Annotated in this window: 16 protein-coding genes; 3 read left to right on the forward strand and 13 right to left on the reverse strand. The window is 72.6% G+C overall.

Annotation, left to right across the window (positions count from 1 at the left end):
* Positions 1–61: 61 nt before the first annotated feature.
* Positions 62–1,507, forward strand: coding sequence for an NAD(P)/FAD-dependent oxidoreductase (locus AB0L21_RS22145; RefSeq protein ID WP_365785873.1), 1,446 nt, complete (start codon positions 62–64; stop codon positions 1,505–1,507).
* Positions 1,508–1,541: 34 nt separating this feature from the next.
* On the opposite strand, the gene AB0L21_RS22150 is transcribed toward AB0L21_RS22145, so the two are convergent.
* Positions 1,542–3,605, reverse strand: a complete 2,064-nt coding sequence (locus AB0L21_RS22150; protein ID WP_365785875.1) for a chorismate-binding protein — start codon at positions 3,603–3,605, stop codon at positions 1,542–1,544.
* A 168-nt stretch (positions 3,606–3,773) separates the two neighbouring features.
* Between AB0L21_RS22150 and AB0L21_RS22155 the strand changes: the two genes are divergently transcribed.
* Positions 3,774–4,934 carry an FAD-dependent monooxygenase gene (locus AB0L21_RS22155; RefSeq protein ID WP_365708062.1) on the forward strand — a complete coding sequence of 387 codons (1,161 nt, stop codon included), beginning with the start codon at positions 3,774–3,776 and terminating at the stop codon, positions 4,932–4,934.
* A 31-nt stretch (positions 4,935–4,965) separates the two neighbouring features.
* Here the strand turns inward: AB0L21_RS22155 and AB0L21_RS22160 are convergent, their stop codons facing one another.
* The 7 genes from AB0L21_RS22160 to AB0L21_RS22190 form a co-directional block, all read right to left on the reverse strand.
* Positions 4,966–5,169, reverse strand: a complete 204-nt coding sequence (locus AB0L21_RS22160) for a tautomerase family protein (protein WP_030647055.1) — start codon at positions 5,167–5,169, stop codon at positions 4,966–4,968.
* Between the two features lie 111 nt (positions 5,170–5,280).
* Positions 5,281–7,575 (reverse strand): excinuclease ABC subunit UvrA, encoded by a 2,295-nt coding sequence (locus AB0L21_RS22165; protein ID WP_365785877.1) that lies wholly within the window; start codon positions 7,573–7,575, stop codon positions 5,281–5,283.
* A gap of 64 nt (positions 7,576–7,639) precedes the next feature.
* Positions 7,640–9,433 carry a gamma-glutamyltransferase family protein gene (locus AB0L21_RS22170; protein WP_365785879.1) on the reverse strand — a complete coding sequence of 598 codons (1,794 nt, stop codon included), beginning with the start codon at positions 9,431–9,433 and terminating at the stop codon, positions 7,640–7,642.
* A gap of 123 nt (positions 9,434–9,556) precedes the next feature.
* Positions 9,557–10,432: a PhzF family phenazine biosynthesis protein gene (locus AB0L21_RS22175; RefSeq protein ID WP_365785881.1), complete on the reverse strand. Its 876-nt coding sequence runs from the start codon at positions 10,430–10,432 to the stop codon at positions 9,557–9,559.
* Entirely contained in the window at positions 10,429–11,328 is a 900-nt protein-coding gene (locus AB0L21_RS22180; RefSeq protein WP_365708071.1) for an LLM class flavin-dependent oxidoreductase, read from the reverse strand. Before AB0L21_RS22180 ends, AB0L21_RS22175 begins: the two co-directional genes overlap by 4 nt.
* 43 nt (positions 11,329–11,371) lie before the next feature.
* Complete coding sequence (locus AB0L21_RS22185) at positions 11,372–12,325, reverse strand: hypothetical protein (protein ID WP_365708073.1); 954 nt, start codon at positions 12,323–12,325, stop codon at positions 11,372–11,374.
* A complete protein-coding gene (locus AB0L21_RS22190; RefSeq protein WP_365785883.1) occupies positions 12,322–12,822 on the reverse strand; it encodes a VOC family protein in 501 nt (166 codons plus the stop codon). The genes AB0L21_RS22185 and AB0L21_RS22190 overlap by 4 nt, the downstream gene beginning before the upstream one ends.
* Positions 12,823–13,075: 253 nt before the next feature.
* On the opposite strand from AB0L21_RS22190, the gene AB0L21_RS22195 reads away from it, so the two are divergent.
* Positions 13,076–13,744, forward strand: coding sequence for an O-methyltransferase (locus tag AB0L21_RS22195; RefSeq protein ID WP_365785884.1), 669 nt, complete (start codon positions 13,076–13,078; stop codon positions 13,742–13,744).
* Positions 13,745–13,825: 81 nt separating this feature from the next.
* On the opposite strand, the gene AB0L21_RS22200 is transcribed toward AB0L21_RS22195, so the two are convergent.
* From AB0L21_RS22200 to AB0L21_RS22220, 5 genes are all read right to left on the reverse strand, one after another.
* Complete coding sequence (locus tag AB0L21_RS22200; protein WP_365785886.1) at positions 13,826–15,397, reverse strand: 4-hydroxyphenylacetate 3-hydroxylase N-terminal domain-containing protein; 1,572 nt, start codon at positions 15,395–15,397, stop codon at positions 13,826–13,828.
* Between the two features lie 4 nt (positions 15,398–15,401).
* Positions 15,402–16,004, reverse strand: a complete 603-nt coding sequence (locus AB0L21_RS22205; RefSeq protein ID WP_365785888.1) for a flavin reductase family protein — start codon at positions 16,002–16,004, stop codon at positions 15,402–15,404.
* Positions 16,001–17,983 carry an anthranilate synthase family protein gene (locus AB0L21_RS22210; protein ID WP_365785890.1) on the reverse strand — a complete coding sequence of 661 codons (1,983 nt, stop codon included), beginning with the start codon at positions 17,981–17,983 and terminating at the stop codon, positions 16,001–16,003. The genes AB0L21_RS22205 and AB0L21_RS22210 overlap by 4 nt, the downstream gene beginning before the upstream one ends.
* Complete coding sequence (locus tag AB0L21_RS22215) at positions 17,980–19,200, reverse strand: 3-deoxy-7-phosphoheptulonate synthase (protein ID WP_365708085.1); 1,221 nt, start codon at positions 19,198–19,200, stop codon at positions 17,980–17,982. Before AB0L21_RS22215 ends, AB0L21_RS22210 begins: the two co-directional genes overlap by 4 nt.
* 119 nt (positions 19,201–19,319) lie before the next feature.
* Positions 19,320–23,927, reverse strand: coding sequence for an amino acid adenylation domain-containing protein (locus AB0L21_RS22220; RefSeq protein WP_365785892.1), 4,608 nt, complete (start codon positions 23,925–23,927; stop codon positions 19,320–19,322).
* Positions 23,928–23,981 lie beyond the last annotated feature (54 nt).

The following is a 23,981-nucleotide window of genomic DNA, read 5'->3' on the forward strand; positions in this document are numbered from 1 at the left end:
GATTTCCCCCTGTCAATCATATGAGCGGCAACCGTGCACAGTCACGGGGGAGGGAGACCCGATGGCCGAGGTCACGCAGACCGACGTGCGTCGCGAGTTCGACAGGGGGATGCCGGGGCTCAGGGTGCCTGACAGGGTCGTCGTCATAGGTGCGGGTCTGTCGGGCCTCGCGGTGGCCCATGAGCTGGCCCAGCGAGGCACCGACGTGACGGTCCTGGAGGCGTCGAACCGTGCGGGCGGGCGGGCGTACACACTGCGCGAGCCGTTCGCGGACGGTCTGTACGCCGAGGCCGGCGCGATGACGCTGACCCCGCACTGCCATTACGCCATGCACTACCTGCGCGAACTGGGGGTGGAACTGGAGACGGCCGACCTGGTCGGCACCCAGTTCTCGTACTTCGTCGGCAACCGGTTCTTCGGTCCCGACGCCGACTCGCTGGACCGAGCCGGGCTCCCGCTCGCCCCGCACGAGAAGGGGCTGAGCGTCGCCGACATGATCGACCGCTATGTGCGCCGCGCCTACGAGGCGCTGGAACCCGACATCACGGCGGCGGACTGGGCGCCGACCCCCCTGCTCGAACCGTACGACCGGCGCTCGGTGTACGAGGTGCTGTCCGGGCGGGGTGCCTCGCCGGCGGCGATCGACCTGGTGGAACCGCACTTCCTGGAGATGCGCGGCGGGGACCTCAAGACGGCTTCCGCCCTGTCCTGGCTGCGGCACGAGTCCAGCCCGCACTCGCTGTCCAACGCCGATCCCCGGTGGTCGAAGGTGAAGGGCGGAACCGATCGCTTCCCCCAGGCGTTCGCCGAGCGGCTGAAGGGCCGCATCCGCTACCGCGCTCCGGTGGTGCGGGTCGCCCAGGACGACGAGGGCGCGCGTGTCACCTTCCTGGACGGCACCCGCATGCGCTCCGTGGACGCGGACCGGGTGGTGGTGACGGTGCCGTTCAGCGCGATCCGGCACATCGACTTCACGGACGCCGGGCTGTCCGACGCCAAACAGGCCGTGATGCGCCGGGTGAAGTACTCGTCGATCGTGCGCGTCTACCTCCAGATGCGCCGGCGGTTCTGGCCCCAGGACAACGCGAGTTTCTCCACGGATCTGCCGGTGCGGTGGGTCCGGGACGCCACTCCCCGGTTGCCCGGGCCCCGCAAGATACTGGAGTGCCTGATAACCGGCTGGCGGGCCCGGGCGCTCGCCGTGCTGAGCCCCGAGGAGCGGATCCGCTTCGCCCTGGAACAGGTCGAGTCGATGCTGCCCGGTGCCCGCGAGCACTTCGAGACCGGCACCTCAGTGGTCTGGGACCAGCAGCCGTACATCGAAGGCGCCTACATCCTTCCCGAGGTGGGGCACAGTTCCCTGATGCCGGCCATGCGCCGGCCGGAGGGCCGGATCCACTTCGCCGGCGACCACACCTCGTTCGAGCCCAACGGCGGCTCGATGACGCTCGCGCTGGAGTCGGCCGCGCGGACCGTGCTCGAACTCGGGAGCACGGCGAACGCGTGAGCGGCCGGGGCCCCGCCCGCCGGCGCCCGCTCGCTCAGGGCAGCAGGAGATCCAGCAGCTCCGCCCCCTCGACGCTCAGCACCGATGCCGGGAGGAAGGCGACGCCGCCGGTTCGAGGGCCCCGCATGGCCACCAGTTCGCCGTGGGCCGGGCCGTACCAGAGCGTCAGGGACAGCCGCCGGGCGAGGGTGTCCGTGTGCGGGCCGGCCAGCACGGTGTGCGTGCCGCCGTATCCCACCGTCGCGCGTCGGCCGAACACCTCGATCTCCCGCTGGCCGGCGGCCCCGTCCCGCGCTCGCGCGGCCCCGGCCAGACCCAGCTCGGCGAGCAGGAGGTGGAAGCCGAGCCCGACCCCGAACGTGGGTGCTCCGCTGGACAGCAGGGCGGACGCCATGGCGCGCAGAGCGGCGACGCGGTCGTCGCCGCGGGCCAACGGGTCACCGGGGCCGGGGCCGAGGACGACCGTGGTTCCGGGCGCGACGGTCCCTGGCGCAGCCGCCGCGGGGTGCGCGGAACGCACCTCGACGGTGCGGCCCAGTCCGCGGAGCATGGCGGCCAGCGGCGCCGTCTCCTCGCCCGCCGTGTCGACGAGCAGCACCGGTGGCCGTGGAGCGGGCCGGCCGCCCGGCCGCCGTGGGCGTTGCCAGTAGGCGGACAGACGGGCGCGGCGCCGGTCCAGTTCCGCGGTCACCGACGGGCACCAGGCCGGGTCGGCGGGGGGCGTGGGCTGCCGGCCGGCGGCCTGGTGGTGCCGCGTCCGGTCACCCGGCACTCGGTCTCCCTCGCCGGTGGCCGGGCCGCCGGCCGCCTCCGGGCCACGGGGACCACGGCCCGCCCGCCCGTGGCTCACGGCGCCGTCCTCTGGGGTCGGTCCACCGCTCGCGAGCACCGACACCAGGGCCGCGGCCTTGGCGCGCGTCTCGGCCGTCTCGTCGGCGGCCACGGAGCGGGGCCCGACGGTGGCTCCGACCGACAGCTTCAGCCGGCCCTGCCCGGACACCTCGAAGGTGCGGATGAGCACGGCCGTGTCCAGTTCCTCGTTTCCCGCGTCGTCCTGGCCGAGCAGGGCGATCAGCCCGCCGTAGTAACCTCGCCCGGTCGGTTCGCGCCGGGCGATGACGCGACAGGCGTCCGCGAAGGGGCGGCCCACCGCGGTCGCCGCGAACAGGGAGCCGGCGAGCGTGTGCCGGGCGGGCAGCGCGGCGGTGGCGCTGATCCGGCACTCGGTGTGCAGTACGCGGGCCAGTGGTCGCAGACGCGGTCCTTCCAGGCGTACGTCCCCCTCGCTGATCCGGCACAGCATGGCCAGTTCCGCGTCGACCACGGCCCCCAGTTCTTCGGACTCCTTGCCGTCACGCAGGAAGGCCACCAGGTCGGCGGGGTTCGGCCGGCCACCGGGCGGAAGGCGGAGCGTGCCGCACATCGGGCGCATCACGACCCGGCTGTTCCGGAGTGTGACGTGACCCTGCGGTGAGGCTCCGGCCAGTGCGGCGCCGTGGGGGCCTCCGGTGTACACCGCGAACGTCCAGTACGCACCGTGTTCCGCGGCCAGCAGCCGGCGGAACAGCTCGCCCGCCACGGCGGGGCCGTGTCCTGGCAGCCGGGCGGTGAAGTCCCTGCGGATCAGGACGTGCAGACCGGTACGCGCCACCTCGTGGGCCACGAGGTCGCGCACCAGGTCGGTGTAGTCCTCGTCGGAGCCGTCGAAGCCGGCGCCTTCCCCGAGGAGGTCTCCCGGGGGCCGCACCGTGGCGAGGGCCGCGGTGAGCGCGGCATGGCCGGCCGTGTGCCGCCGGCGGATCCGCAGGACCCTCAGTGGTGTGCCGTCGTCGTGGCAGTCCAGCCCTCTTTCGGTCAGGCACCGGTACGGCAGCAGGGCCAGTGTGTGGGGTCCCCCGCCCGGCAGGGCCGGGCCCGACGGCAGGTCCGTCACCCGTCGTACGGTGTCCATGGTGCCGACGAACACGTCGAACGGGCCGGTGGTGGTCCCGTCCGGCGCGGTACGACGCACGAGGGCGAACGGCGGCGGGTCCAGGGCGCGGAAGAGGCCCGCCAGGTCGGCCGCCGGGAGCGGGGTGGATGTGGGGACGTCCGGCATGTGGCATCCTTCCGCCAGCATGTGATTACGTGTGGGCAACGATCTGTTCGGTCATTCCCGGAACTCGCAGAGCAGGAAGGGGGATTGACACCAGATCATTTCTCTTCGGATACCATTTACTGGTCTCTGCACATCCATCCATCTCTCTCGGAGCCCCAGTGAGGTGTCATGCGGATAGCGGTGATCGGAGCCGGTCCCGGCGGGCTGTACACGGCCTGCCTGGTCAAGCGCCTGCGGCCCCACGACGTCGTGGAGGTGTGGGAGGCCAACGCGGCCCACGACACGTTCGGGTTCGGCGTCGTCTTCTCCGACGGCGCCCTCGGCGGCATCGAGGCCGCTGACCCGGCTCTGTTCGAGGCTGTCGGGGCGGAGTTCGCCCGGTGGACCCGGATCGACGTCTGCTACCGGGGCCGGGTCCAGCGCAACGAGGGGTACGGGTTCGCCGCGATCAGCCGCCACACCCTGCTCCGGCTCCTGCAGGAGCGCTGCGCCGACCTCGGGGTGCGTCTGCACTTCGGCTCCCCGGCACCCGAGGTGCCCCGGCTGCGCGCGTCCCACGACCTCGTCGTCGCCGCGGACGGCGTGGGATCGCGCACCCGCGCCAGGTACGCGGCCGAGTTCGGCACGGAGCGGGAGCAGGCCGGGTCGCGTTACATGTGGCTCGGCACGGACCGGCCGTTCGACGCGCTCACCTTCGCCGTGGTCGAGACCGAGCACGGCCCGGTGCAGGCCCACGCCTACCCGTACGCCCCCGGTCGCAGCACGTTCATCGTGGAGATCGGTGACGCGGTGTGGCGAGCGGCCGGTTTCCGTGCCGCGGAGCGCCGGTCCGATGACCCGGTGGGCGACCGGGAGAGCATCGGGAGGGTGAGGGAGTACTTCACCGGTCTGCTGGACGGACACGGGCTGTGGGGCAACCGGTCGTACTGGGGTCGCTTCGCCGCCGTACGCAACCGCGACTGGAGCCACGGCAACCTCGTTCTCCTCGGTGACAGCGCTCACACGACGCACTTCTCGATCGGTTCGGGCACCAAACTGGCGATGGAGGACGCTCTGGCCCTCGCCACGGCCCTGCACGACCACCGGACGGTCCCCGAGGCGCTGGCGGCCTACGAGGCCGAGCGGCGGCCCGCCGTGGAGCGGATGCAGCGGACCGCGCTGACCAGCCTGGAGTGGTTCGAGAACATCGACCGCTGCGTGGGGCTGGCGCCGGAGACCTTCAACGCGCACCTGCTGACGCGCAGCGGCCGGCTCACCCGCGACGATCTCCCGGCCGTGGACCCGGAGCACGTCGGGCGGATCCGCCGGCGGTTCGCGGACGCGGCCTGAACCGCGGCGCCCGGGGCGGCCGGAGCACCGCTCAGCCGCCCCGGGCCGCCTTCTTCTCCGCCATCGAGACGCCGCCCACGAACCAGTGCTCGGGCGGGCACGCGTCCACCGTCACCCGGATCGCCTCCCGGGGGGTGCCCAGCGTGGTGTGTACGGCCTCCGTGACGGCCCGGCCGAGGGCGGCGATCTCCTCCTCGCCGCGACCGCTCAGCAGGGTGACGTGGATGAGGGGCATACGGACTCCTTGTCGGGTGGGAGGCGTGCGGGAGGACGGAGTGCGACCCCGGCCAGGGGCCTGCCGGCACGGGCCGGCCCGGACTCGGCGGCGAGCCGTTGCTCCGGGCCGTCAGAGGTGACCGTGTGCGGCGAGGTCCTCGGCCAGACACCGGCCGGTGTGCGAGTCGCGCATCCGCGCCAGGTCCGCCGGGGTGCCCTCGAAGACCACCCGGCCGCCGTGCCGGCCGGCCTCCGGGCCGAGATCGATGATCCAGTCCGCGTACTTGAGCACGTCGAGGTCGTGTTCGATGACCACCACCGTGTTGCCGCCGTCGACGAGGCGGTCGAACAGGGCGAGCAGCTTGCCCACGTCCGTCATGTGCAGGCCGGTGGACGGTTCGTCGAAGATGTAGACGCTGCCGGAGGCGTGCAGCCGGTGCGCCAGCTTCAGCCGTTGGCGTTCGCCACCGGACAGGGTGGACAGGGAGCGGCCCAGCGTGAGGTAGCCGAGGCCGACCTCCGTCAGCAGCGCCAGTTTGCGGCGGACGGAGTCCTCCGCGAAGAACTCGATCGCCTCCTCGGCCGTCATGGCGAGGACGTCGGCGATGTTCCGGCCGGACAGGGTGTGGCGCAGCGCCTCGTCGTTGAAGCGGCGCCCCTCGCAGCGCTCGCAGACGGTGGTGACCGGGTCCATGAACGCGAGGTCGGTCTCGATCACACCGCGGCCCTGGCACTCCGGGCAGGCGCCCGCGGAGTTGAAACTGAACAGCCCGGGGTCGGTTCCGGACGCGCGGGCGAACAGCCGCCGGACGGTGTCCATGATCTCGGTGTACGTCGCGGGGGTGGAACGGGAGGAGATCCCGATCGAGGACTGGTCGACCACGACCGCGTCCTGCGGGTGCCGGGCCGCCAGCTCCCGGGCGAGCGAGCTCTTGCCCGAGCCGGCGACACCGCTCAGCGCCACCAGCACACCGGTGGGCACGTCGACCGTGACGTCCTTGAGGTTGTGCAGCCGCGCGCCGCTGACCGTCAGCCTGCCGTCAGGGGCGCGCAGTCGGCGCTTCAGTCCCGGCACCGCACGCAGGCCGCGTCCGGTCGGGGTGTCCGAGCGCCGTAACCCGGCCGGCGATCCCTCGTAGACCACCTCGCCGCCCTGGCTGCCCGCGCCCGGGCCCATGTCGACGACATGGTCGGCGATGGCGATCACGTCCCGGTCGTGCTCCACCACGAGCACGGTGTTGCCCTTGTCGCGCAGGGCGAGCAACAGCTCGTTCAGACGGCGCACGTCGCGCGGGTGCAGGCCCACGCTCGGCTCGTCGAAGATGTACGTCAGCCCGGTCAGGCTGCTGCCCAGGTGGCGTACCGTCTTCAGCCGCTGCGCCTCGCCGCCGGAGAGCGTGGCCGTCTGGCGGTCGAGGCTGAGGTAGCCGAGTCCGACGGACTCGATCCTGCGCAGGGCGGCGAGCGCCGCCTGGACCACCGGCTTGACCGGTGGAGCGTCGATGCGCTCCAGGCGGCCGATCAGATCGGTGACCTCCAGGGCGGAGTAGTCGGCGATGTTCTCCCCGGCGATCCGCGACGCGAGCGCGGCCGGTCCCAGCCGGGCGCCGCCGCAGGCCTCGCAGGGCCCCTCCGTCACGACCTCCTGCACCGCCGCCCGTTCCTTCGGCTTGAGGGTGTCGAGGCCCGCCTTGAGGTAGCGGCGGGTGAAGCGCAGCACGATCCCCTCGTACTCGTTCTTGTAGACGCCGTGCCGGCCGGCCCGGTCGACCTTGAACCCGGAACCGTGCAGCAGCAGTTCGCGGTCGTCCGCGGAGAACTCCCGCAGCGGCAGGTCGGGATCGAAGAGCCCGGACTCCGCGTACAGCTGCCACGGGAAGGTGCCCACCGCGAAGGGCTGGAAGCGGATGGCGCCCTCGTTGAGGCTCTTGTCCTCGTCCAACAGGCGGTTCAGGTCCAGCCGCACCCTGGATCCGAGGCCCTCGCACTCCGGGCACATGCCGCGTGGATCGTTGAAGGAGTACATGTGTGAAGGGCCCGCGCCGGGCCTGCCGTGCCGGGAGAACAGGACCCGCAGCATGGGGTGGATCTCGGTCATGGTGCCGACCGTGGAGCGCGCGTTGCCGCCGACCGGGCGCTGGTCGATCACGATGGCGGTGGAGAGGTTCTCGATGACCTCCGCGTCGGGCCGTTCGAACTTGGGGAGGCGGTTGCGGATGAACGCGGGGTAGGTCTCGTTCATCTGCCGCTGCGACTCGACGGCGATCGTCCCGAAGACCAGGGAGGACTTGCCGGACCCCGACACGCCGGTGAAGACGGTCAACCGTCCCTTGGGGATGCGCAGGCTGATGCCTTTGAGGTTGTTCTGCCGTGCTTCTCCCAGAACGATGTGGTCACCCGGGTCCAGTGACGGGTGGGGCACCATGCGTTCCCCTTCCATTCGCCAAGACGATTTCCTTTTGGAAAGTTATCGCATCCGGGTGGCATCCTCAATCCGCGACGGCGTAAGCCTGCGCGCCGCGCGGACTGGCCGCCGCGATGACCATGTCATCGCTGGCCAGGCCGGTGACACACACCTTGCTCAGGCTGTAGTCGGCGACCGTGCGCACCTGGTGGCCGCGCCGCCGGAGCTCCTGGATGGTTTCCGCCGGCATGCCGCTTTCGAGGGTCACCGTCCCGGGAGCGAAACGCCGGGGGGTGAAGGACGTCGGAACGTGGTCGGTGTGGAAGGTCCGCGCCTCGACGGCCTCCTGAAGCCCCATGCCGTGCTCGGTGTGCCTCAGGAAGAACTGCAGCGTCCACTGGTCCTGCTGGTCGCCGCCCGGTGTGCCGAACGCCAGGGCGGGCCTGCCCTCCCGGAGCACCAGGGTCGGGCTGAGGGTGGTGCGCGGGCGCTTGCCGGGAGCCAGCGCGTTGGCGTGTCCCCGGGTGAGCGTGGCCATCTGCCCACGGGTGCCGAGCGGGAAGCCCAGCCCTGGCACCACCGGCGAACTCTTCAGCCAGCCCCCGCTCGGTGTCGCGACCACCATGTTCCCGCGGGCGTCGGTGGCGGTGACGCAGCAGGTGTCGCCCCGGGCGGCCGTGGAGCGCACCACCGCCGGGATGCCCTCCTCGAGCTCGCCGAGCCAGGAGGGACCGGCCGGACCTGCGGACTCGTCGTGGACGGGCGGCAGCACCGGTGTCCGGCCTCCCGGCGAGCCCGGCCGCAGCTCCGTGGACGCCTCACTGCCGATCAGCTCGCGGCGGGCCGCCGCGTAGGCCGGGTCCAGCAGGTCGCCGACCGGCACCTGAGCGTGCGCGGGATCGCCGTACCAGGCCTCGCGGTCCGCGAACGCCAGTTTCGCCGCCTCGGTGACGGTGTGCACGAACTCCGCGCTGTGCGGTCCCATACCGGCGAGGTCGAACTCCCGCAGCAGCGCGAGCTGTTGCAGGAAGACCGGGCCCTGGGACCAGGGCCCCGCCTTGTGCACCGTCAGGCCGCGGTGGTCGAAGGAGAGCGAGGGCTCCACCGTCGCCCGCCAGCCGGCCAGGTCGGCGCCGGTCAGCAGGCCGCGGTGGCGGCGGCCGGTGGCGTCGATCTCCTCCGCCTTGGCGAGGTAGCCGTCGATGGCCTCGGCCACGAAGCCCTCGTAGAAGGCGCGCAGGGCCGCGTCGATCTGCTTGTCGCGATCGGCGCCCGCCGCCCTGGCCTCGTCGAGGACGCGCCGGTAGGTCCGGGCCAGGTCGGGGTTGGTCATGCGCTGACCGGGCCGCGGCGCGGCCCCGCCGACCAGGTACGTGCGGGCGGACTCCGTCCACTCGTCGCGGAAGAGTTCCTGGAGGGCCTCGATCATCGCCGCCGCCTTGGGAAGCAGCGGATAGCCGCGTTCTGCGTAGCCGATCGCCGGCTCCAGGACGTCCTCCAGACGCAGGGTGCCGTACTCGGCGAGGACCCGCAGCCACGCGCCGAAAGCGCCGGGCACCACCGCGGGCAGCAGGCCGGAACCGGGGACCACGGACAGGCCGAGCTGCTCGAACCTCTCGATGGTCGCCGCCCGGGGCATGGGGCCCTGGCCGCAGACGACGTCGACCCGCCCGCTCCCGGCCCGGTGGACGAGGACGGGTACGTCTCCCCCGGGCCCGTTGAGGTGGGGTTCCACGACCTGGATGACGAACGCGGCGGCGACGGCCGCGTCGAACGCGTTGCCGCCCTTGTCGTACATGCGGAAGCCCGCGGCCGAGGCCAGCCAGTGGGTCGAGGCGACCGCGCCCCGGGTACCGCGCAGCTCTGGACGGAACAACACAGTCGGGTTCCTCTCCTCTTCGTTTCCTCTTCGTTCTGCGGTGCAGGGTTGGGCGTTGTGTGCCCTGGGTGCCGGTCCGGGTGCCTTCCGCGGCTCCGCGCGGCACACGGCCCGGGCCCCGGCTCAGCGCGCGACGGCCTCCGTGCGGGGCAGGCGCATCCGGCCGCTGGCGGTGGCCACCACCTCCCCGGTCACCTCGGCGGCGACCGCCCGGCCATCGCGTACGGTCACGGCGCAGTCGAGCCGGGCGGGGCGGCCCAGCCCGTGCCCCTGCCGGACCCGGTAGGCGCGGGTACCGTCCGTCGCCGGCACCAGGCCCGCGCAGGTGAGCCAGGCGCCCAGTGCCAGGGCCGCGGAGGCGCACGCCGGGTCCTCCGGCATGCCGTAACCGGGGGCGAAGACCCTGACGTCGGCCAGGTGTTCACGGCTGTCGTAGGCGACCACCACCGCGTCCGGGCAGGTGGACCACACCGGGTGCGCCGGGTGGTGTCCGGCGCGGGCGACCGCCTCGGGTCCGACCGGCAGCACGTGGAAGGCCGGCCCGAACCCGGTCACGCGGGGCTCGGCGACCAGATCGTCCTCGGTGAGGCCGCACGCCTCGAGCAACGGCACGGGATCCCAGGCGCCGGGTGCCACGGGCTCCCCCCGGACGCTGAGCGTGGCCTGACGGGCACTGGCGCGCACGGTCATCAGGCGGCCCCCGCACTCCTGCACCAGCTCCCCCGCCCGCAGACGGCCCAGCCGCACCAGGGTGGTGGCCGTGCCGATGGCGGAGTGCCCGCCGTACGGTGACTCTCGCTCCGGGGTGAAGACCCGCACCCGGTGGGTGGCGTCGGGCGACTCGGGTGGCAGGACGAACGCCGTCTCGGTGAGGCCGGTCTCGCGGGCCACCGCCTGCATGCCGTCCTCGTCGAGTGCGGTCGCGTCCGGGACCACGCCGAGCGCGCAGCCCTCGAACGGCGTGCCGGTGAACATGTCGACGATCTCGTAGGCGATCACGGCCGCTCCTCCCCCCGGACGGTCAGCACGTCCCGCGCGACCTGCTCCAGCACCCCCACCCTGCCCTGGTAGGGGAAGGAGGGCCGCGGCCAGTGGACGACGAAGTCGGTGACGCCGAGTTCGCCGAAGCGGCCGGCGGCGTCGCGGTACGCCTCGACGGAGTCCAGCGTGCCGCCCACCATGGCGCCGGTCAGCAGCAGCCGGCGCAGGGTGGCGGGATCCCGCCCGGTCTGCTCGCACGCCTCGTCCAGGCGTGCCAGCTGCTCCTTGATCACCGGCAGTGTCTCCTCGTACGGGAGGGCGTCGAAGTCGCCGGGCCGGCCCGCGGTGATCCACACGTCGGCATGGCGGGCCGCCAGCCGCATGCCGCGCGGCCCGGTCGCCGCGATGGCGAACGGCACCCGGGGCGTGGCCAGGCAGCCCGGGTGCATGGGCACCTCCCGGACGTCGTAGTAGGTGCCGGCGTGTGTGGTGCTGCGCCGGCTCAGCAGCTTGTCGAGCAGCTCGACGAACTCCGAGAAACGGTCGGCACGTTGCCGCGGCGAGTAGGCGGCCGGATCGACGACGCGGTCGTCGAGGCCGCCGGCCCCGGCTCCCAGCCCGCAGATGAACCGGCCGCCCGCGATGTCCTCCAGGGTCATCACCTCCTTGGCCAGCGTCACCGGGTGCCGATAGGTGGGTGTGGCCACCATGGTGCCCAGGGTCAGGGTCGAGGTGGCCTCGGCCGCCGCCGCCAGGGTGGGCACGGCGCCGAACCAGGGCTCGTCACGCAGCCACCGCCACATCAGCTGGTCATAGGTCCAGGCGTGGTCGAATCCGAACTCCTCGGCGCGGACCCATTGTTCACGGGCCTGCCGCCACCGGCGTTCGGGCAGGACGACGACTCCGTACCGCACGGTCCACCGCTCCTTTCGTGTCGCGTGATCGGGTGGCGGAGGCTCAGCGGGCGATCGTGCCGTCGAGCAACCGCCGGTCGAGTGCGGCGGCAAGGCCGTCGACGCGCCGCAGGACGGCGTCGAAGTCCCGCTCGCAGGCCTGTGTGTCCTCGCTGCGCAACTCCTCGGGCAGTGCGGCGTCCTCCTGCGCGGTCAGCCCGGGGTACAGCCCGTTGACCGAGACGTCCAGGCGCACCGCGGCCAGCCGGCGCCGGAGCTGGTCGACGACCTCGGCGGTCGGGACGTCGGCGCGCAGGGTGAGGAAGTAGTTGTCGTAGACCAGCGCCTGCATCCGGGGGTCGTGCGGCCGGGCCGTCGGGGCGGTGTCCTGAAGCAGGGACCTGCCGCCGGGCACGAGTTTCGCGGCGACCCCCGAGTGCACCAGGTGGTAGAGCCGGACCTCGTCGGCCAGCCGGCCGCCCTCCGGGGTGTCGTGCCACGGCGTCTTCCTGCCCCGCAGCAGCCGGCGGACGGGTACGAAGTCCGGCGCCCAGGTCCCGCTGAAACCGCGGTGCTGCAGGAACATGCTGGGCCGGATCACGTCGCTGTAGACGTCCTTGGGGCAGGAGCCGGTGTAGAGCAGCATCGCGGTGTACGCCCGTGTCAGGTCCGTCATGGCCCTCAGCGACGGGCCGGGATCGGTGCGGGCGTGCGCCTGGTGCAGCGCGTGGCCGAGTAACTGCCAGATGGCGAAGGTCACCTGGTGTCCGGTGATCCAGCGGAACCAGAAGAGCTGGTGGGCCAGCTCCGGGACGCCGGGCGCCGGTCCGGTGCGCGGGCAGGACGGCCGCGCACCGCCGGGGGCGGGCTCGGCGCACAGCACGTCCGGAACGTCGGCAGCGGGCTCGTGCGGGGGCTCGGGCAGGGTCAGCGGCTCCAGGCCGTAGGGGAAGTCCCCGAAGTCCCAGCCTTCGGGGACCGGCAGTTCGGTGACGGTCCGGTGCGGTCCCGCGCTCATGCCGCACCTCCCGGGACGTAGGTGAACTCGAACTCGAGGCCGTTGGGGTCGAACAGGTAGCAGCTGTGCACTCCGTCGGCGTCGACCACGATGTCCGTGGGCTGCTCCTCGGTCGCGAAGTCGTAGCGGCCCGAGCGGTAGAGCTCGATCCAGCGTTCGCGCCAGGCGCGCAGTTCCTCCGGGGAACCGGTGGCGAGGCAGACGTGCTGGAACTGGGCCTTGTTGCCGCCGGGCAGGGCCGGGTGGTGCCCGTCGCGTTCGAAGAGGTGGAAGCGGACGTCGGCGACGCTGATCTCGGTGAGCCGGGTGATGCCGGGGAGCCTGCTTCGGGTCAGGTCCGAGAACGTGCTGAGCGTCCATGTCTCGGCGCAGCCGAAGAAGTCCTTGTACCACGCCAGGGAGTTGTCCAGGTCGCGGGTTTGGACGCCCAGGTGGTGCATCGCCGGCACCAGGTGCACCGGGGGTGCGGCCGTTGTGGCGGCAGAGCCTTCTCGCATGGAATGACACTCCTGTCCGGGATAGGTTTTTCCACCAGGTTCCAGAAAGGGAGGCTAGGCGACCGAAAGGACGACGGTCAACGCCACACCCAAGGAATTTCCGAACATGACCGACCGCCTCATGAATTTCTTTGACGGAGGTTTCTGGGCAGCCTTAAATAGGCCGCTGACCTGGCCCTTCCCAGGTTGGCGACAGCATGGACGCCGAATTCAGCTCTTGCCATCCACGGGTTTCTCGTGAATTATTGCAACCATGGAACAAGAGCGATGGAACAGTGTCGACGCCTATTTCAGCTCCCTTCTCGTGAAGGAGGACGAAGCACTTTCGAAGGCCGCCCGGGCCCATAGGGACTTCGACCTGCCGGACCTGGCCGTCAGCGCCCCTCAGGGAAAACTGCTTCATCTGCTGGCGCGTGTGCGGCAGGCGCGGCGCATCCTGGAGATCGGCACGTTCGGCGGGTACAGCAGCATCTGGCTGGCCCGCGCGCTGCCGCCGGACGGCCGCCTGGTCACCATCGAGTGGGAGCGGTCCTTCGCCGAGTCGGCCGCGTCGCGCCTCGCCGAGGCGGGGGTCGCCCACCTCGTCGAACAGCACGTCGGCCGGGCGCTGGACATCCTGCCGGCCCTCGACCGGCCCGGTACCGCCCCCTTCGACATGGTGTTCGTCGACGCCAACAAGCCCGACATCCCCGAGTACTTCACCTGGGCGCTGAAACTGTCCCGGCCGGGCTCGGTGGTGGTCGTCGACAACGTCGTCCTGGGCGGCGCGGTGACCGAACCGGACCATCCCGACGCCGGCGTCCAGGGCGTGCGCCGGTTCCACGAGATGCTGGCCGGCCGCTCGGACGTCACCGCCACCTCGATCCAGACCGTCGGCACCAAGGGGTACGACGGTTTCACGCTGGCCCTGGTCACCGGCTGAGCGGCAGGGGCGGGGGGCCTCCTCCCGCCCCCCCTGCCGTTCCGCCCGGCGGGCCCGTCCGGCCGGGCGGGGCCGCGGCGCTCAGTCGACGTCGGGCGGCACCAGGTCCGGTGCCGTCCAGCCGTCCAGGTCGTACTCCGCCATGCACTGTTCGGCGAAGCCCCGGTACTGGTCGACGAGACCGGAAGCCGTCTGGGCGTGCAGCAGTTCGATCCGCACGCTCTCGTGGTTGCCGGAGTAGTTCCGCTCGTACAGCTCGTGCCGGCCCGCGAACTCGGTGCCCACCGAGTCCCAGATGAGCTTCATCAACTTGGCGCGCTCCACCGCCTCGTAGCCGTTGGAGCCCCGCATGAAGCGGTCCAGATGGGGGCGGAGTTCAGGTTCGTTGAAGTCCTTGGCGTGCGACGTGAGGTAGATCAGCCCGCTGCTGAGGTCCTGCAGGATGATCTCCCGGACCCTCGGGTAGCCGACGGTCATGAACCACCGGTAGGCCATGCCGTAGTCGAGGTTGGGCAGCAGGGCTCCGTCGTGCCACGGGTCGGGGTTGTGCGCCATCGCGTCGCTCAGCGCCCAGAACATGTTGCGCCAGGCGAGGACCTCGCCGACCCGGGTCTGGATGCCCCGGAAGTCCTTGGTGCCGGTGACCTCCACGCCCTTCAGCAGCAGGCCCGCCAGGAAGTCCAGTTTCACGGCCAGCCGGGTCACCCCGTGGAAGGTGAGCCGGTGGGTGAAGCCGGAGGTCTGCAGGAAGGTGCCGGCCCTGGCGGTGTCCCCGTAGATGAGGACGTTCTCCCAGGGGATCTTCACCTTGTCCAGGATGAAGATGGTGTCGTTCTCGTCGAGCCGGCTCGACAGCGGGTAGTCGAACGGGCTGCCCGTGCGGCTCGCGGCCAGTTCGTAGGACTGGCGGCAGATGAGCTTCACACCGGGTGCCGCCAGGGGCAGGGTCGCGACGAGGGCGAACTCCTTCTTCTTCACGGGCAGTCCGTAGTGCGCCACGAAGTTGAAGTGGGTGAGCGCGGACCCGGTCGCCACCACCTTCGCCCCGCTCACCACGAGTCCGTCGTCGCACTCCTTCTCCACGTGCACGAAGACGTCGTCCACCTCGTCGGCGGGACGGTGCCGGTCGACCGGAGGGTTGATCACCGCGTGGTTCCAGAACAGCACGTTCTCCTGGGCGGTGGCGTACCACCGGCGGGCGTTGTCCGCGAAGTCGCCGTAGTAGTCGGGGTTGGCGCCGAGGGTCACCAGGAAGCTGGCCTTGTAGTCGGGGCTGCGTCCCATCCAGCCGTAGGTCAGCCTGGCCCAGTCGGCGATGGCGTCCCTGTCCCCGACGAGGTCCTGCACGCTGCGCGGCACCCGGTAGAACTTGTGGGTGAAGCCGTCGCTGCCGGTGTCGGTGGGCGCGGTGAGGGTGTCGTGGTGCTCGGGGTCGTGCAGGGCGTCGTACAAGCGGGCCGTCATCCGCACGGTGTTGCGGAACGCCGGGTGCTTCGTGACGTCGTCGACCTTCTCGCCGTACGCCCAGATCTCCCGTCCGTCGCGGATGCTCTCGATGTACTCCTCCCCCGTCAGCGGCCGGGTGACCCGGGCCTTGCCGGTGGACGCCCCGGAGGTGCCGGGTGCTGCGGGCTGTCCGTTGTCGGGTGCCATGTCCCTACTTCCGTGTCTCGTGATCGGTGACGAACTGATCCGTGGCCGGTCCTGGGCCGTCCAGGCAGAGCGACCACACCTCCGCGGGTCCCTCCGGGTCTCCTCCGTCCGGCATGAGACGGGGGAAGACGCCCCGGTAGAAGAGCAGCGGCCGTCCCCCTCCGGCGGCGAACTCCTCGACACGGCCGACGTGCAGCGTGTGGTCGCCTCCGTCGTAGGTGCGCCAGGGGCGGCACACCAGGTGCCCGAGGGTCCCCGCCAGCCGGGGCCGGTCGCCGTCGCCGTCCACCCACGGCACGGAAGCGGCCGGCGAGCCGCCGGCGAAGTGCAGGGCCAGGTCCTGCTGGTGTTCGCCGAGCAGGTTGACGACGAACGGGCCGTCGTCCAGGAGGCCCGCGGCGCGGGTGCGGCGGTCCAGGGCGACCAGGGCGAGCGGCGGATCGAGCGACACCGAGGTGAAGGAGTTCACCGTCGCCCCGTGCAGCCGGTCGCCGCGCCGGCAGGTCACCACGGTGACGCCGGTTGCGAAGTGCCCCATGGTCCGGCGCAGCTCCCGGGGGTCGAGGGCGGCGCCGGCCACGGCGATTGCGGTCCGGGGCGGGTTCACGCGTGCTCCTTGGCCGGGCGGGACATCAGGACCTCGGTGCGCCGCCCGGTCCGGGCCGCCCGGTCCACCAGTTCGCGCAGGATGTCCGGGCCGTCCTCGGTGAGCAGCGACTCGGCGTGGAACTGGACGGTGGCCAGCCCCGGGCCGTCCAGCGCGACCACGTCTCCCCCGTCCCGGCGCCACACCCGGGCCGTGGCGTCCCGGCCGGGCAGCGGGCGGCGATCGGTGTCGGAGCGCGCGGTGAAGCTGTTGTAGAAGCCGACGTACCGGTCGCGTCCCCACAGGCCGACCCGCATCCGGGCGCCCTGGCGGGGCCGTGCGAGCCGGACCAGGGGCAGGCCCAGCACCCCGCAGACGGCCTGGTGGCCGAGGCACACCGCGGCCAGCGGCAACCGCCGGGCGAGCCGGCGGCCGGCCAGGGAGCGCAGCCGTGCCACCCGCGGGTCGGCCACGTCCCGTGGGTCGCCGGGCCCCGGCCCCAGAAGCAGCACGGTGCCGGGGTCGTCGGCTGCCTCCGGGACCGACCACCAGGGGTGGAGGGTGACGTGGCAGCCCACCGCGCGGAGCTGCTGCGCGAGCATGCTGGTGAACCGGTCCTCCGCGTCGATCACCGCCACCCGCGGTCCGTGAGGCGAGGGCGCCGGCAGGCGCGCCCCGCCGTCGAGCCAGAAGGCGGCGATGCCGTCGTTGCGGGAGCGCAGCGCCGAACGCACCGCCGGATCGGCTCCCAGGGAGCCGTCCGGTGCCGCGGGCGCCGCGGCCGGGGACCGGCCGGCCGGGCCGCGGGTCAGCGCGGTGAGGAGCCCCGCGGCCTTCGCCGTGGTCTCCGCCGCCTCCTCGCGGGGCACCGAGTCACGCACCACGGTCGCGCCGGTGGTCAGCCGCACGGATCCGTCCGCGGTGATGTCGGCGGTGCGCAGCACGATGACCGCGTCCAGGGCGCGCCGTCCCCCTTCCTGGCCGGCCAGCGCGAGCACACCGCTGTAGTAGCCCCGGCCTCCCGGTTCGTGGCGGGCGATGACCCGGCAGGCGTTCTCCACCGGGCTGCCCGTCACCGTGGGCGCGGGCAGTGTCCCGCGCAGGATGTCGGTCAGGGGCAGCGGGGACTCGCCGTGCAGGTGGTACTGCGTGTGGGCGAGACGCGACATCCACGCGAGCGTGGGGCCCGACACGCGCACGCGGGAACCGCACAGTTCGGTCATCATCTTCAGTTCCTCGTCCACCACCATGTACAGCTCGTGGATCTCCTTGGGGTCGGCGAGGAACCGGAGCAGGCTTTCGCGGTCGGGGCGGCCCCCCTCGGGGTAGCGGTAGGTGCCGCTGATCGGGTTCATCGACACCCGCGAGCCGGCCACCCGTACGTGCTGCTCGGGGGAACTGCCGATCAGGTACCGGTCGCCGGTGCAGACCAGGTAGGTCCAGTAGGCGCCGCTCTCCGTGATCAGCAGCCGCCGCAGTGCGGCCAGGGCCCGGGTCCGGTCGAAGTCGCGGATCCGGCCGTGCAGGCTGCGGGCGAGGACGAAGTTCGCGCCCTGCCCTCGCTGGATCTCCTGGCGGGTGAGCGCGTCGACGCCGGCCGCGTACCGGTCGTCGTCGAGGTCGAACCCGGTTTCCTCGACGTGCAGTTCGCGGTCGGGCAGGAGTGCCAGCATCCGCTCCAGCGGCACCGTGTGCTGGGTGTCGATGTCCATGGCCAGCAGCGGGGTGCCGTCGTCGGGAGCCGCGAAGCCTCGTTCGGCGATCTGCCGGTGGGGCACCAGGGCAAGGACCCTGTGCGCCGGTCCGGGACCGTGGCAGGCCGGGGCGGGCTCGTCGTCGAGGCTCAGCTCGGCGAGGGTGGCGGCGGTGCGGAGTGGTCCGCTGACGACGTCCACGGTGCCCGGATGCCCGGCACCCGGCCGGTGCAGGACGGCGAAGGGGGTGCCCGGCGGGGGCAGCAGGGCGGCCGGGCCGCGCGCGTTCTGCGCGGTCTCGCTCATGCGGCGGCCTCCAGGGCCGGCAGCCGCCAGTAGGCGGTCGCCGCGACGGCCTGGACCAGGTTCAGGCGGGGATCGCACAGCGTGCGGTAGGCCGGCCCGGGGGCCGGGGTGAATCCGGCGCCGGTGCACTCGACGATGTCGTCCGGTGAGGCCTCCAGGTGCAGGCCGGCGCTGCGGCCTCCCTCGGCGGAGACGATGTCCACGAACCGGCTGATCTCCGCCATGACGGCGCTGAGCCGGCGTGTCTTCAGCCCGTGCGCGGTGCGTTCCCCGTTGCCGTGCATCGGGTCGCACAGCCACAGCACCGGGTGACCGGCCCGCCGTACCGCGCGCACCAGGGGCGCCAGAGCGTCGACGCGGGAGGCGCCGAACCGGGCGACCAGGGACAGCCGGCCCGGTGAGCGCTCCGGGTCCAGCGCGGTGCACAGGGTGAGCACCTCCTCCACGGTCGTGGTCGGGCCGATCTTGCACGCCACCGGGTTGTCCACTTCCGCCAGCAGCCGTACGTGGGCTCCGTCCGGCTGCCGGGTCCGTTCGCCGACCCACGGCCAGTGGGTGCTGGCGAGGTAGCTGCCGCCCGAGCGGTGCCGGCGCACGAGGGGCAGCTCGTAGTCGAGCAGCAGTGCCTCGTGGCTGGTCCACACCCGGGTCTCGGCGGGCGACCCCTCGCCGCGGCCCAGCCGGTCCAGGGACTCCACGGCCCGGCGGGCGGCCTGGTAGCAGCTCAGGATGCGGGCGGGATCGGGCCGGCGCGCGTCGGCGTCGGGGTGGGGGGCGTTGACCATGGGACCGCGGTAGACCGGCAGCCGGACGCCGTCGTGCAGCTCCTCCGGCTGGGAGCGTGGTTTGGCGTACTGCCCGGCGACACGGCCCACCCGGACGACCGGCCGTCCGGCGCCCGTTCGCACGATGTCGCTGAGGACGTCCAGCATCTCGGCCTTGCGGGCCAGCGGGTCCGGGCCGCACTCGGCGGGGTCCTCCGCGCAGTCACCGGCCTGCAGGACGCACAGTTCGCCTTCGGCGGCGCGGGACAGCAGCCGGCGCAGGGCACGCACGCTGTCGTACGTCACCAGCGGATCCGCGCGGGCCAGTTCGGTGTGGACGAGGGCGAGTCGTCCGGGGTCCGGCCACTGCGGCTGCTGTGCGGCCGGGAGTGCCGCGACGACGGAGGGTATGAGGGTGTCGTATGCGGTGTCGGGGCAGGAGCTCGTTGGCATGGCTGCTGGTGCTTTCGGTGTCCGGCGACCGCTTCGGCGATTGCCGTGGTGGTGGATGGTCGGATCGGCGCCGGCGGCTGCGCGGCGCTGCCGGGAAGGCCCGGGACACGGAAGTCCCCTCAGTCGCCGGTCAGTTCTCCGACGGAGCGGAAGTAGCGGAGCATCCGCGTGATCGCCTGCTCGTCGATGGCGGGCCAGGGCAGTCCGAGGTCCGTCAGCAGGCGGGTGGTGGCGGCGTTGCCGTAGGTGTTGTCGCCCAGTTCCAGGGCGCCCTCGCGGAAGAGGGGCACGGCTGCCGCCAGGGCGTTGCCGCCGGGCCGCCGGGCGGACTCCTCCAGCCGGGCCAGCCAGGTGTCGGCCGGGACGATCTCCAGGCGGTGGCCGTTAGCGCGCAGGGCCGCGTGGACCGGGGTGAAGTCCGATCCGCTCGGGTGGAAGACGTGCAGGGTGCGGTTGTGGGCCGCGGGGTGGCGGGAGAGGGCGACGACGGCGCGGGCGACGAAGTCGACGGGCAGCAGATCGGTGGTGAGGTCCTCGGCCGGCGGGGCCGAGCCGAGTTCGATGAAGCTCTTGATCTGCCGCCACAGGAAGTCGTCGCTCTGGCAGGCGCCTGTGACGCTGTCGCCCGAGATGCGCCCGATGCGGTGGATGGTGACCGGGACGCCGTGGGCGCGGGCCGCGAGAGCGATGCGTTCGGCGACCCACTTGCTCTGGGTGTAGCCGATGCCCAGCCGTTCGCACGCCTCGGGCACGTCGTCCTCGGTGAGGACCGTGCCGTCGGGCGCCTCGTCCGGAGGGAACACGGCGATGGTGGACATGTACTGCACATGCTTGGGCCGGTCCGTCGCGGCGAAACGGACCACGTGGCGGAAGCCGTCCACGTTCGTCGGTTTCACCGAGGCGTACGGCAGCACGAAGTTGATGTGCGCGGCCGCGTGGTAGACGACGTCGACGGTGCCGGCCAGCGCGTCGTACTCCTCACCGGGCAGGCCGAACCCGGGCCGGCTCAGGTCGCCGGGCACGGCGCGCACCCGGTCCCAGTCGATCTGCCCGTCCAGCCGGTAGCGCTCGGCGGTGGCCCGCAGCCGCCCCATGCCGGCCCGTTCGTCCGCCGCCCGCACCAGACAGTGCACCCGGCCGCCGGCCGTCCCGGTCAGCTCCCGCAGCAGGTAGCTCCCGAGGAATCCGGTCGCGCCGGTGAGCAGGACCTCACGGGCCCGGGCGACCGGTGCCGGGGTGCCGGTGACGGCGGGCAGGTCGTCGGGAAGTGTGGCGTCCTCCCGCAGCGCGGCGGGGGCGGTGGTGGGAGCGCCGGGGCCGGAGCGCAGCCGGGCGGCCATGCCCGCGACCGTCGGATTCTCCAGCAGGGCGCGCAGCGAGAGGTCCTGGCCGAACGCCCGGCGCAGCCGATAGACCAGGTCCGTGGCGATGATCGAGTTCCCTCCGACGGAGAAGAAGTCGTCGTCCCTGCCCACGGCGGGCACCTTCAGCACATCCGCCCACTCCCGCGCGATCCGCTGCTCCAGGCCCGGCCTGGGCGGCCGGACGGGTGGCGCGGGCGCGGTCCGTGCCGCGGTCGCCTGTGCCGCGGCCAGGCCGGCGACGGCCCGGCGGTCGATCTTCCCGCTCGGGGTCGTCGGCATGTGTTCCACCGCGACCACCAGCGCGGGCACCATGTAGTCGGGCAGCGTGCCGGACACGGCGCGGCGCAGCTCCGCGGTCTCCCAGGTACGGGAGGTCTCCAGGACGGCCACGAGTCGGCGGTCGCCGGGGGCGACGTCCACGGCGGCGACCGCGCAGGAGGCGACGCCGTCCAGGTCGTCGAGTGCGGCCTCGATCTCGGCGGGCTCGATCCGATAGCCGCGGATCTTGATCTGGTCGTCGGTCCGGCCGAGGTACTCCAGGTCGCCCTCGCTGTTCCAGCGCACCAGGTCGCCGGTGCGGTAAAGCCGGTCGGCCGGGCCGCCGAAGGGGTCCGGGAGGAACCGGCGGGCCGTCTCGTCGGGCCGGTTGCGGTATCCGGGGGACAGCACGGGCCCTCCGATGTACAGCTCGCCGGGGACACCGGGGGGGACGAGCCGCATGTGGGCGTCCAGGACCACCAGCCGCACGCCGTCCACCGGGCGGCCGATCGGCGGCCTGTCGGGCCAGGTCGCGGGCGAGCCGGTGAGCGGGTACCAGCTGGCCAGGTGGGTTTCCGACGGCCCGTACATGTTCACCAGCCGGAGCGCCGGGTGACGGGTGGCGAACTCCCGGATCTGCGGGGAGACGACGAGGGCCTCGCCGACGGAGGTGATCTCGCGCAGGTCGCCCAGGCGCACACCGGCGTCGGTGGCCAGGGAGGCCAGCTGCTGCAGCGCGATGTAGGGCAGGTACACCCGGGTGACACGCCGCTCGGCGAGGAATCCGGCGAGCGCGTGCAGATCTCTGCGCAGTTCCTCGGAGACCAGAACGAGGGTGCCGCCGACGCACAGGGTGCCGAGGATCTCCATCACGGACACGTCGAACGACAGCGACATGTACTGGAGCGTCCGTCCGGTCGCGCCGGCCGGCGAGCAACGGTGCTGGGCCCGCACGAGGTTGGCGACGGTCCGGTCGGCGATGACCACCCCCTTGGGCAGGCCGGTGGAGCCCGAGGTGTGCACGACGTAGATCTCGTCATCGGGTGTCTTCACCCGGCCGAGGCCGGTGGCGGGGGCCGCGGCGATCCGCTCGGCGTGCCGGTCCAGCACGAACAGCGCTTCTCCCGGGGGGAGTTCCCGGGCCAGTGAGCTGTCCGTCACGGTCAGGAAGACCCCGGCGTCGCGCAGCGTGTGGGTGATCCGCCGCCTGGGATAGGACGGGTCGAGCGGTACGTATGCCGCCCCGGTCTTCAGGATGGCGAACAGGGCGACGACCATGTCGTGGGAGCGCGGCAGGCAGATGCCGACCCGGGTGCCGGCCGCCGCGCCGGACGCGCGCAGCACGTGGGCGAGCCGGTTGGCGCGCTCGTCGAGTTCGCGGTACGACAGGGTGGTGTCGCCGTCCTCCAGCGCCACCGCGTCGGGGGTCGCCCGGGCCTGGGCCTCGAACAGTTCCATGACGGGTGCGTCGTGCACGGCGTGCGCGGTCCGGTCCCCGCGGACCAGCACCGACCGCCGCTCCTGCGCACCGAGCGCCTCCAGTTCGTGCAGGGACGCGTCGGGACGCCGGACGAACTGCTCCATCAGGTGCCGTAGCCGGTCGCCCATGGCCCGTACCGTCGGCTCGTCGAAGAGGTCCGCGTCGTACTCGATCAGGCCGTGCAGGCCCTCGGCGTCCCGCTCGAAGACCAGGGACAGGTCGTACTTGGCGCCGTGCGCGGCCCCGCGCTCGATGCGCAGTTCCGTGTCGCCGTGGGAGATCCGTCCGGCGCCGCCCTGGGTGAGCACGAGCATGGTCTGCACGAGCGGGGTGTAGCCGCTGCTGCGCGGCGGCTGCAGACGCTCGACAACCTTGTCGAAGGGCGCCCACTTGTGCCGCAGCGCCTCGCTCACCTCCTCCCGCGCCCGGCGGAGCACGTCCCGGACGGTCATCCGGTCGTCGATCTCCTGCTGAAGGACGATCAGGTTGACGAAGTAGCCGATCAGCTCGTGGGTGGCCGGGTCGTCGCGGAGCGAGACGGGGCTGCCGATCAGCACGCGCCGCTGACCGGTGTGGCGGGAGAGGAAGACCGCGTACGCGGCGACGAGGGCCATGAACAGGGTCACCCCCTCGGCCCGGGCGAGCGCCTCGAAGTCGTCGGCCGCGGCGGCCGGCACGTGCAACGGGACGGTGCCGCCCCGGTGTCGTTTCACCGGGGGGCGGGGCCGGTCGGTGGGCAGGTCGAGCACCGGGAGTTCCCCGGCGAGCCGGGCGGCGAAGTGGTCGAGGGAGCGGGTGAGGGCCTCGTGGTTCATCAGCTCCCGGTACCACTGGCTGAAGTCCCCGTAGGTGGGCCGCAGCGGGTCGGCCTCGACGGGCAGACCGCGGCCGAGGCGGTCGTAGGCGTCGAGGAGTTCCCGCAGGAAGACACCGGCGGAGGCGGCGTCGGAGGCGATGTGGTGGATGTTGCAGATGACGGCCGACCGGTCCGCGGGACCGAGCGCGCACGTCACGGCGATGACCGGCCCGCGGGCCAGATCGAGGCGGAGATTGGCCACCCGGTGGACGAGGGCGTCGAGTTCCTTGTCGTCGCCGTAGCGGGCGACCTCGAAGACGACCGCGTCGTCGTCCTGCGAGACGTTCTGCCGGAGCGTGCCGTCGCTCAGGGCGTAGGTGGTGCGCAGGACCTCCTGGCGGCGCAGCATTCCGCGCACGGCCGCGTGCAGGCGGTCGGGACTGGCTGAGAACGGCAGCCGGACGAAGAAGGGGCCGTTGTAGGCGGCGGGGTTGGGCAGGTACTGGTCGATCAGCCAGATGCCGCTCTGCCCGAAGGACGCTTCCACCGCCCGGCCGTCGCGGGGGGCGAGCCCGGCGCGCAGTTCCGGGATCCGGGGGGCGCCGCGCCGGTCGTCCAGTCGCGCGGCCACGTCGGCGACGGTGGCACCGGCCGCCAGCTCCGCGCCGGTCATCTCGACCGCGAAGACGGCGGTCAGCGTGGTGGCGAGGTCGTCGAGCAGGGCCGGGTGTGCGCACCGGTCGGCTAACGGTTCGTGCGCGGTGAGGTCGGCGCTGCCGAGGGTGGTCCGCGCAAGGTCGAGTACGGCGGTTCGGAGGGGGGAGTTCACCGGTCGTTGTCCTCTGCAGAGATGCCCCGGCCGCCGGCGACGGGCGCCGCACGG

The sequence above is a fragment of the Streptomyces sp. NPDC052721 genome (assembly GCF_040678315.1).
Lineage (GTDB): Bacteria > Actinomycetota > Actinomycetes > Streptomycetales > Streptomycetaceae > Streptomyces.

Coding starts and splice junctions, on each gene's coding strand:
- AB0L21_RS22200 (WP_365785886.1), bottom strand. CDS start 15,397: ATGGCACCCGACAACGGACAGCCCGCAGCACCCGGCACCTCCGGGGCG.
- AB0L21_RS22185 (WP_365708073.1), bottom strand. CDS start 12,325: ATGAGCGCGGGACCGCACCGGACCGTCACCGAACTGCCGGTCCCCGAA.
- AB0L21_RS22215 (WP_365708085.1), bottom strand. CDS start 19,200: ATGCCAACGAGCTCCTGCCCCGACACCGCATACGACACCCTCATACCC.
- AB0L21_RS22210 (WP_365785890.1), bottom strand. CDS start 17,983: ATGAGCGAGACCGCGCAGAACGCGCGCGGCCCGGCCGCCCTGCTGCCC.
- AB0L21_RS22195 (WP_365785884.1), top strand. CDS start 13,076: ATGGAACAAGAGCGATGGAACAGTGTCGACGCCTATTTCAGCTCCCTT.
- AB0L21_RS22150 (WP_365785875.1), bottom strand. CDS start 3,605: ATGCCGGACGTCCCCACATCCACCCCGCTCCCGGCGGCCGACCTGGCG.
- AB0L21_RS22160 (WP_030647055.1), bottom strand. CDS start 5,169: ATGCCCCTCATCCACGTCACCCTGCTGAGCGGTCGCGGCGAGGAGGAG.
- AB0L21_RS22145 (WP_365785873.1), top strand. CDS start 62: ATGGCCGAGGTCACGCAGACCGACGTGCGTCGCGAGTTCGACAGGGGG.
- AB0L21_RS22155 (WP_365708062.1), top strand. CDS start 3,774: ATGCGGATAGCGGTGATCGGAGCCGGTCCCGGCGGGCTGTACACGGCC.
- AB0L21_RS22165 (WP_365785877.1), bottom strand. CDS start 7,575: ATGGTGCCCCACCCGTCACTGGACCCGGGTGACCACATCGTTCTGGGA.
- AB0L21_RS22190 (WP_365785883.1), bottom strand. CDS start 12,822: ATGCGAGAAGGCTCTGCCGCCACAACGGCCGCACCCCCGGTGCACCTG.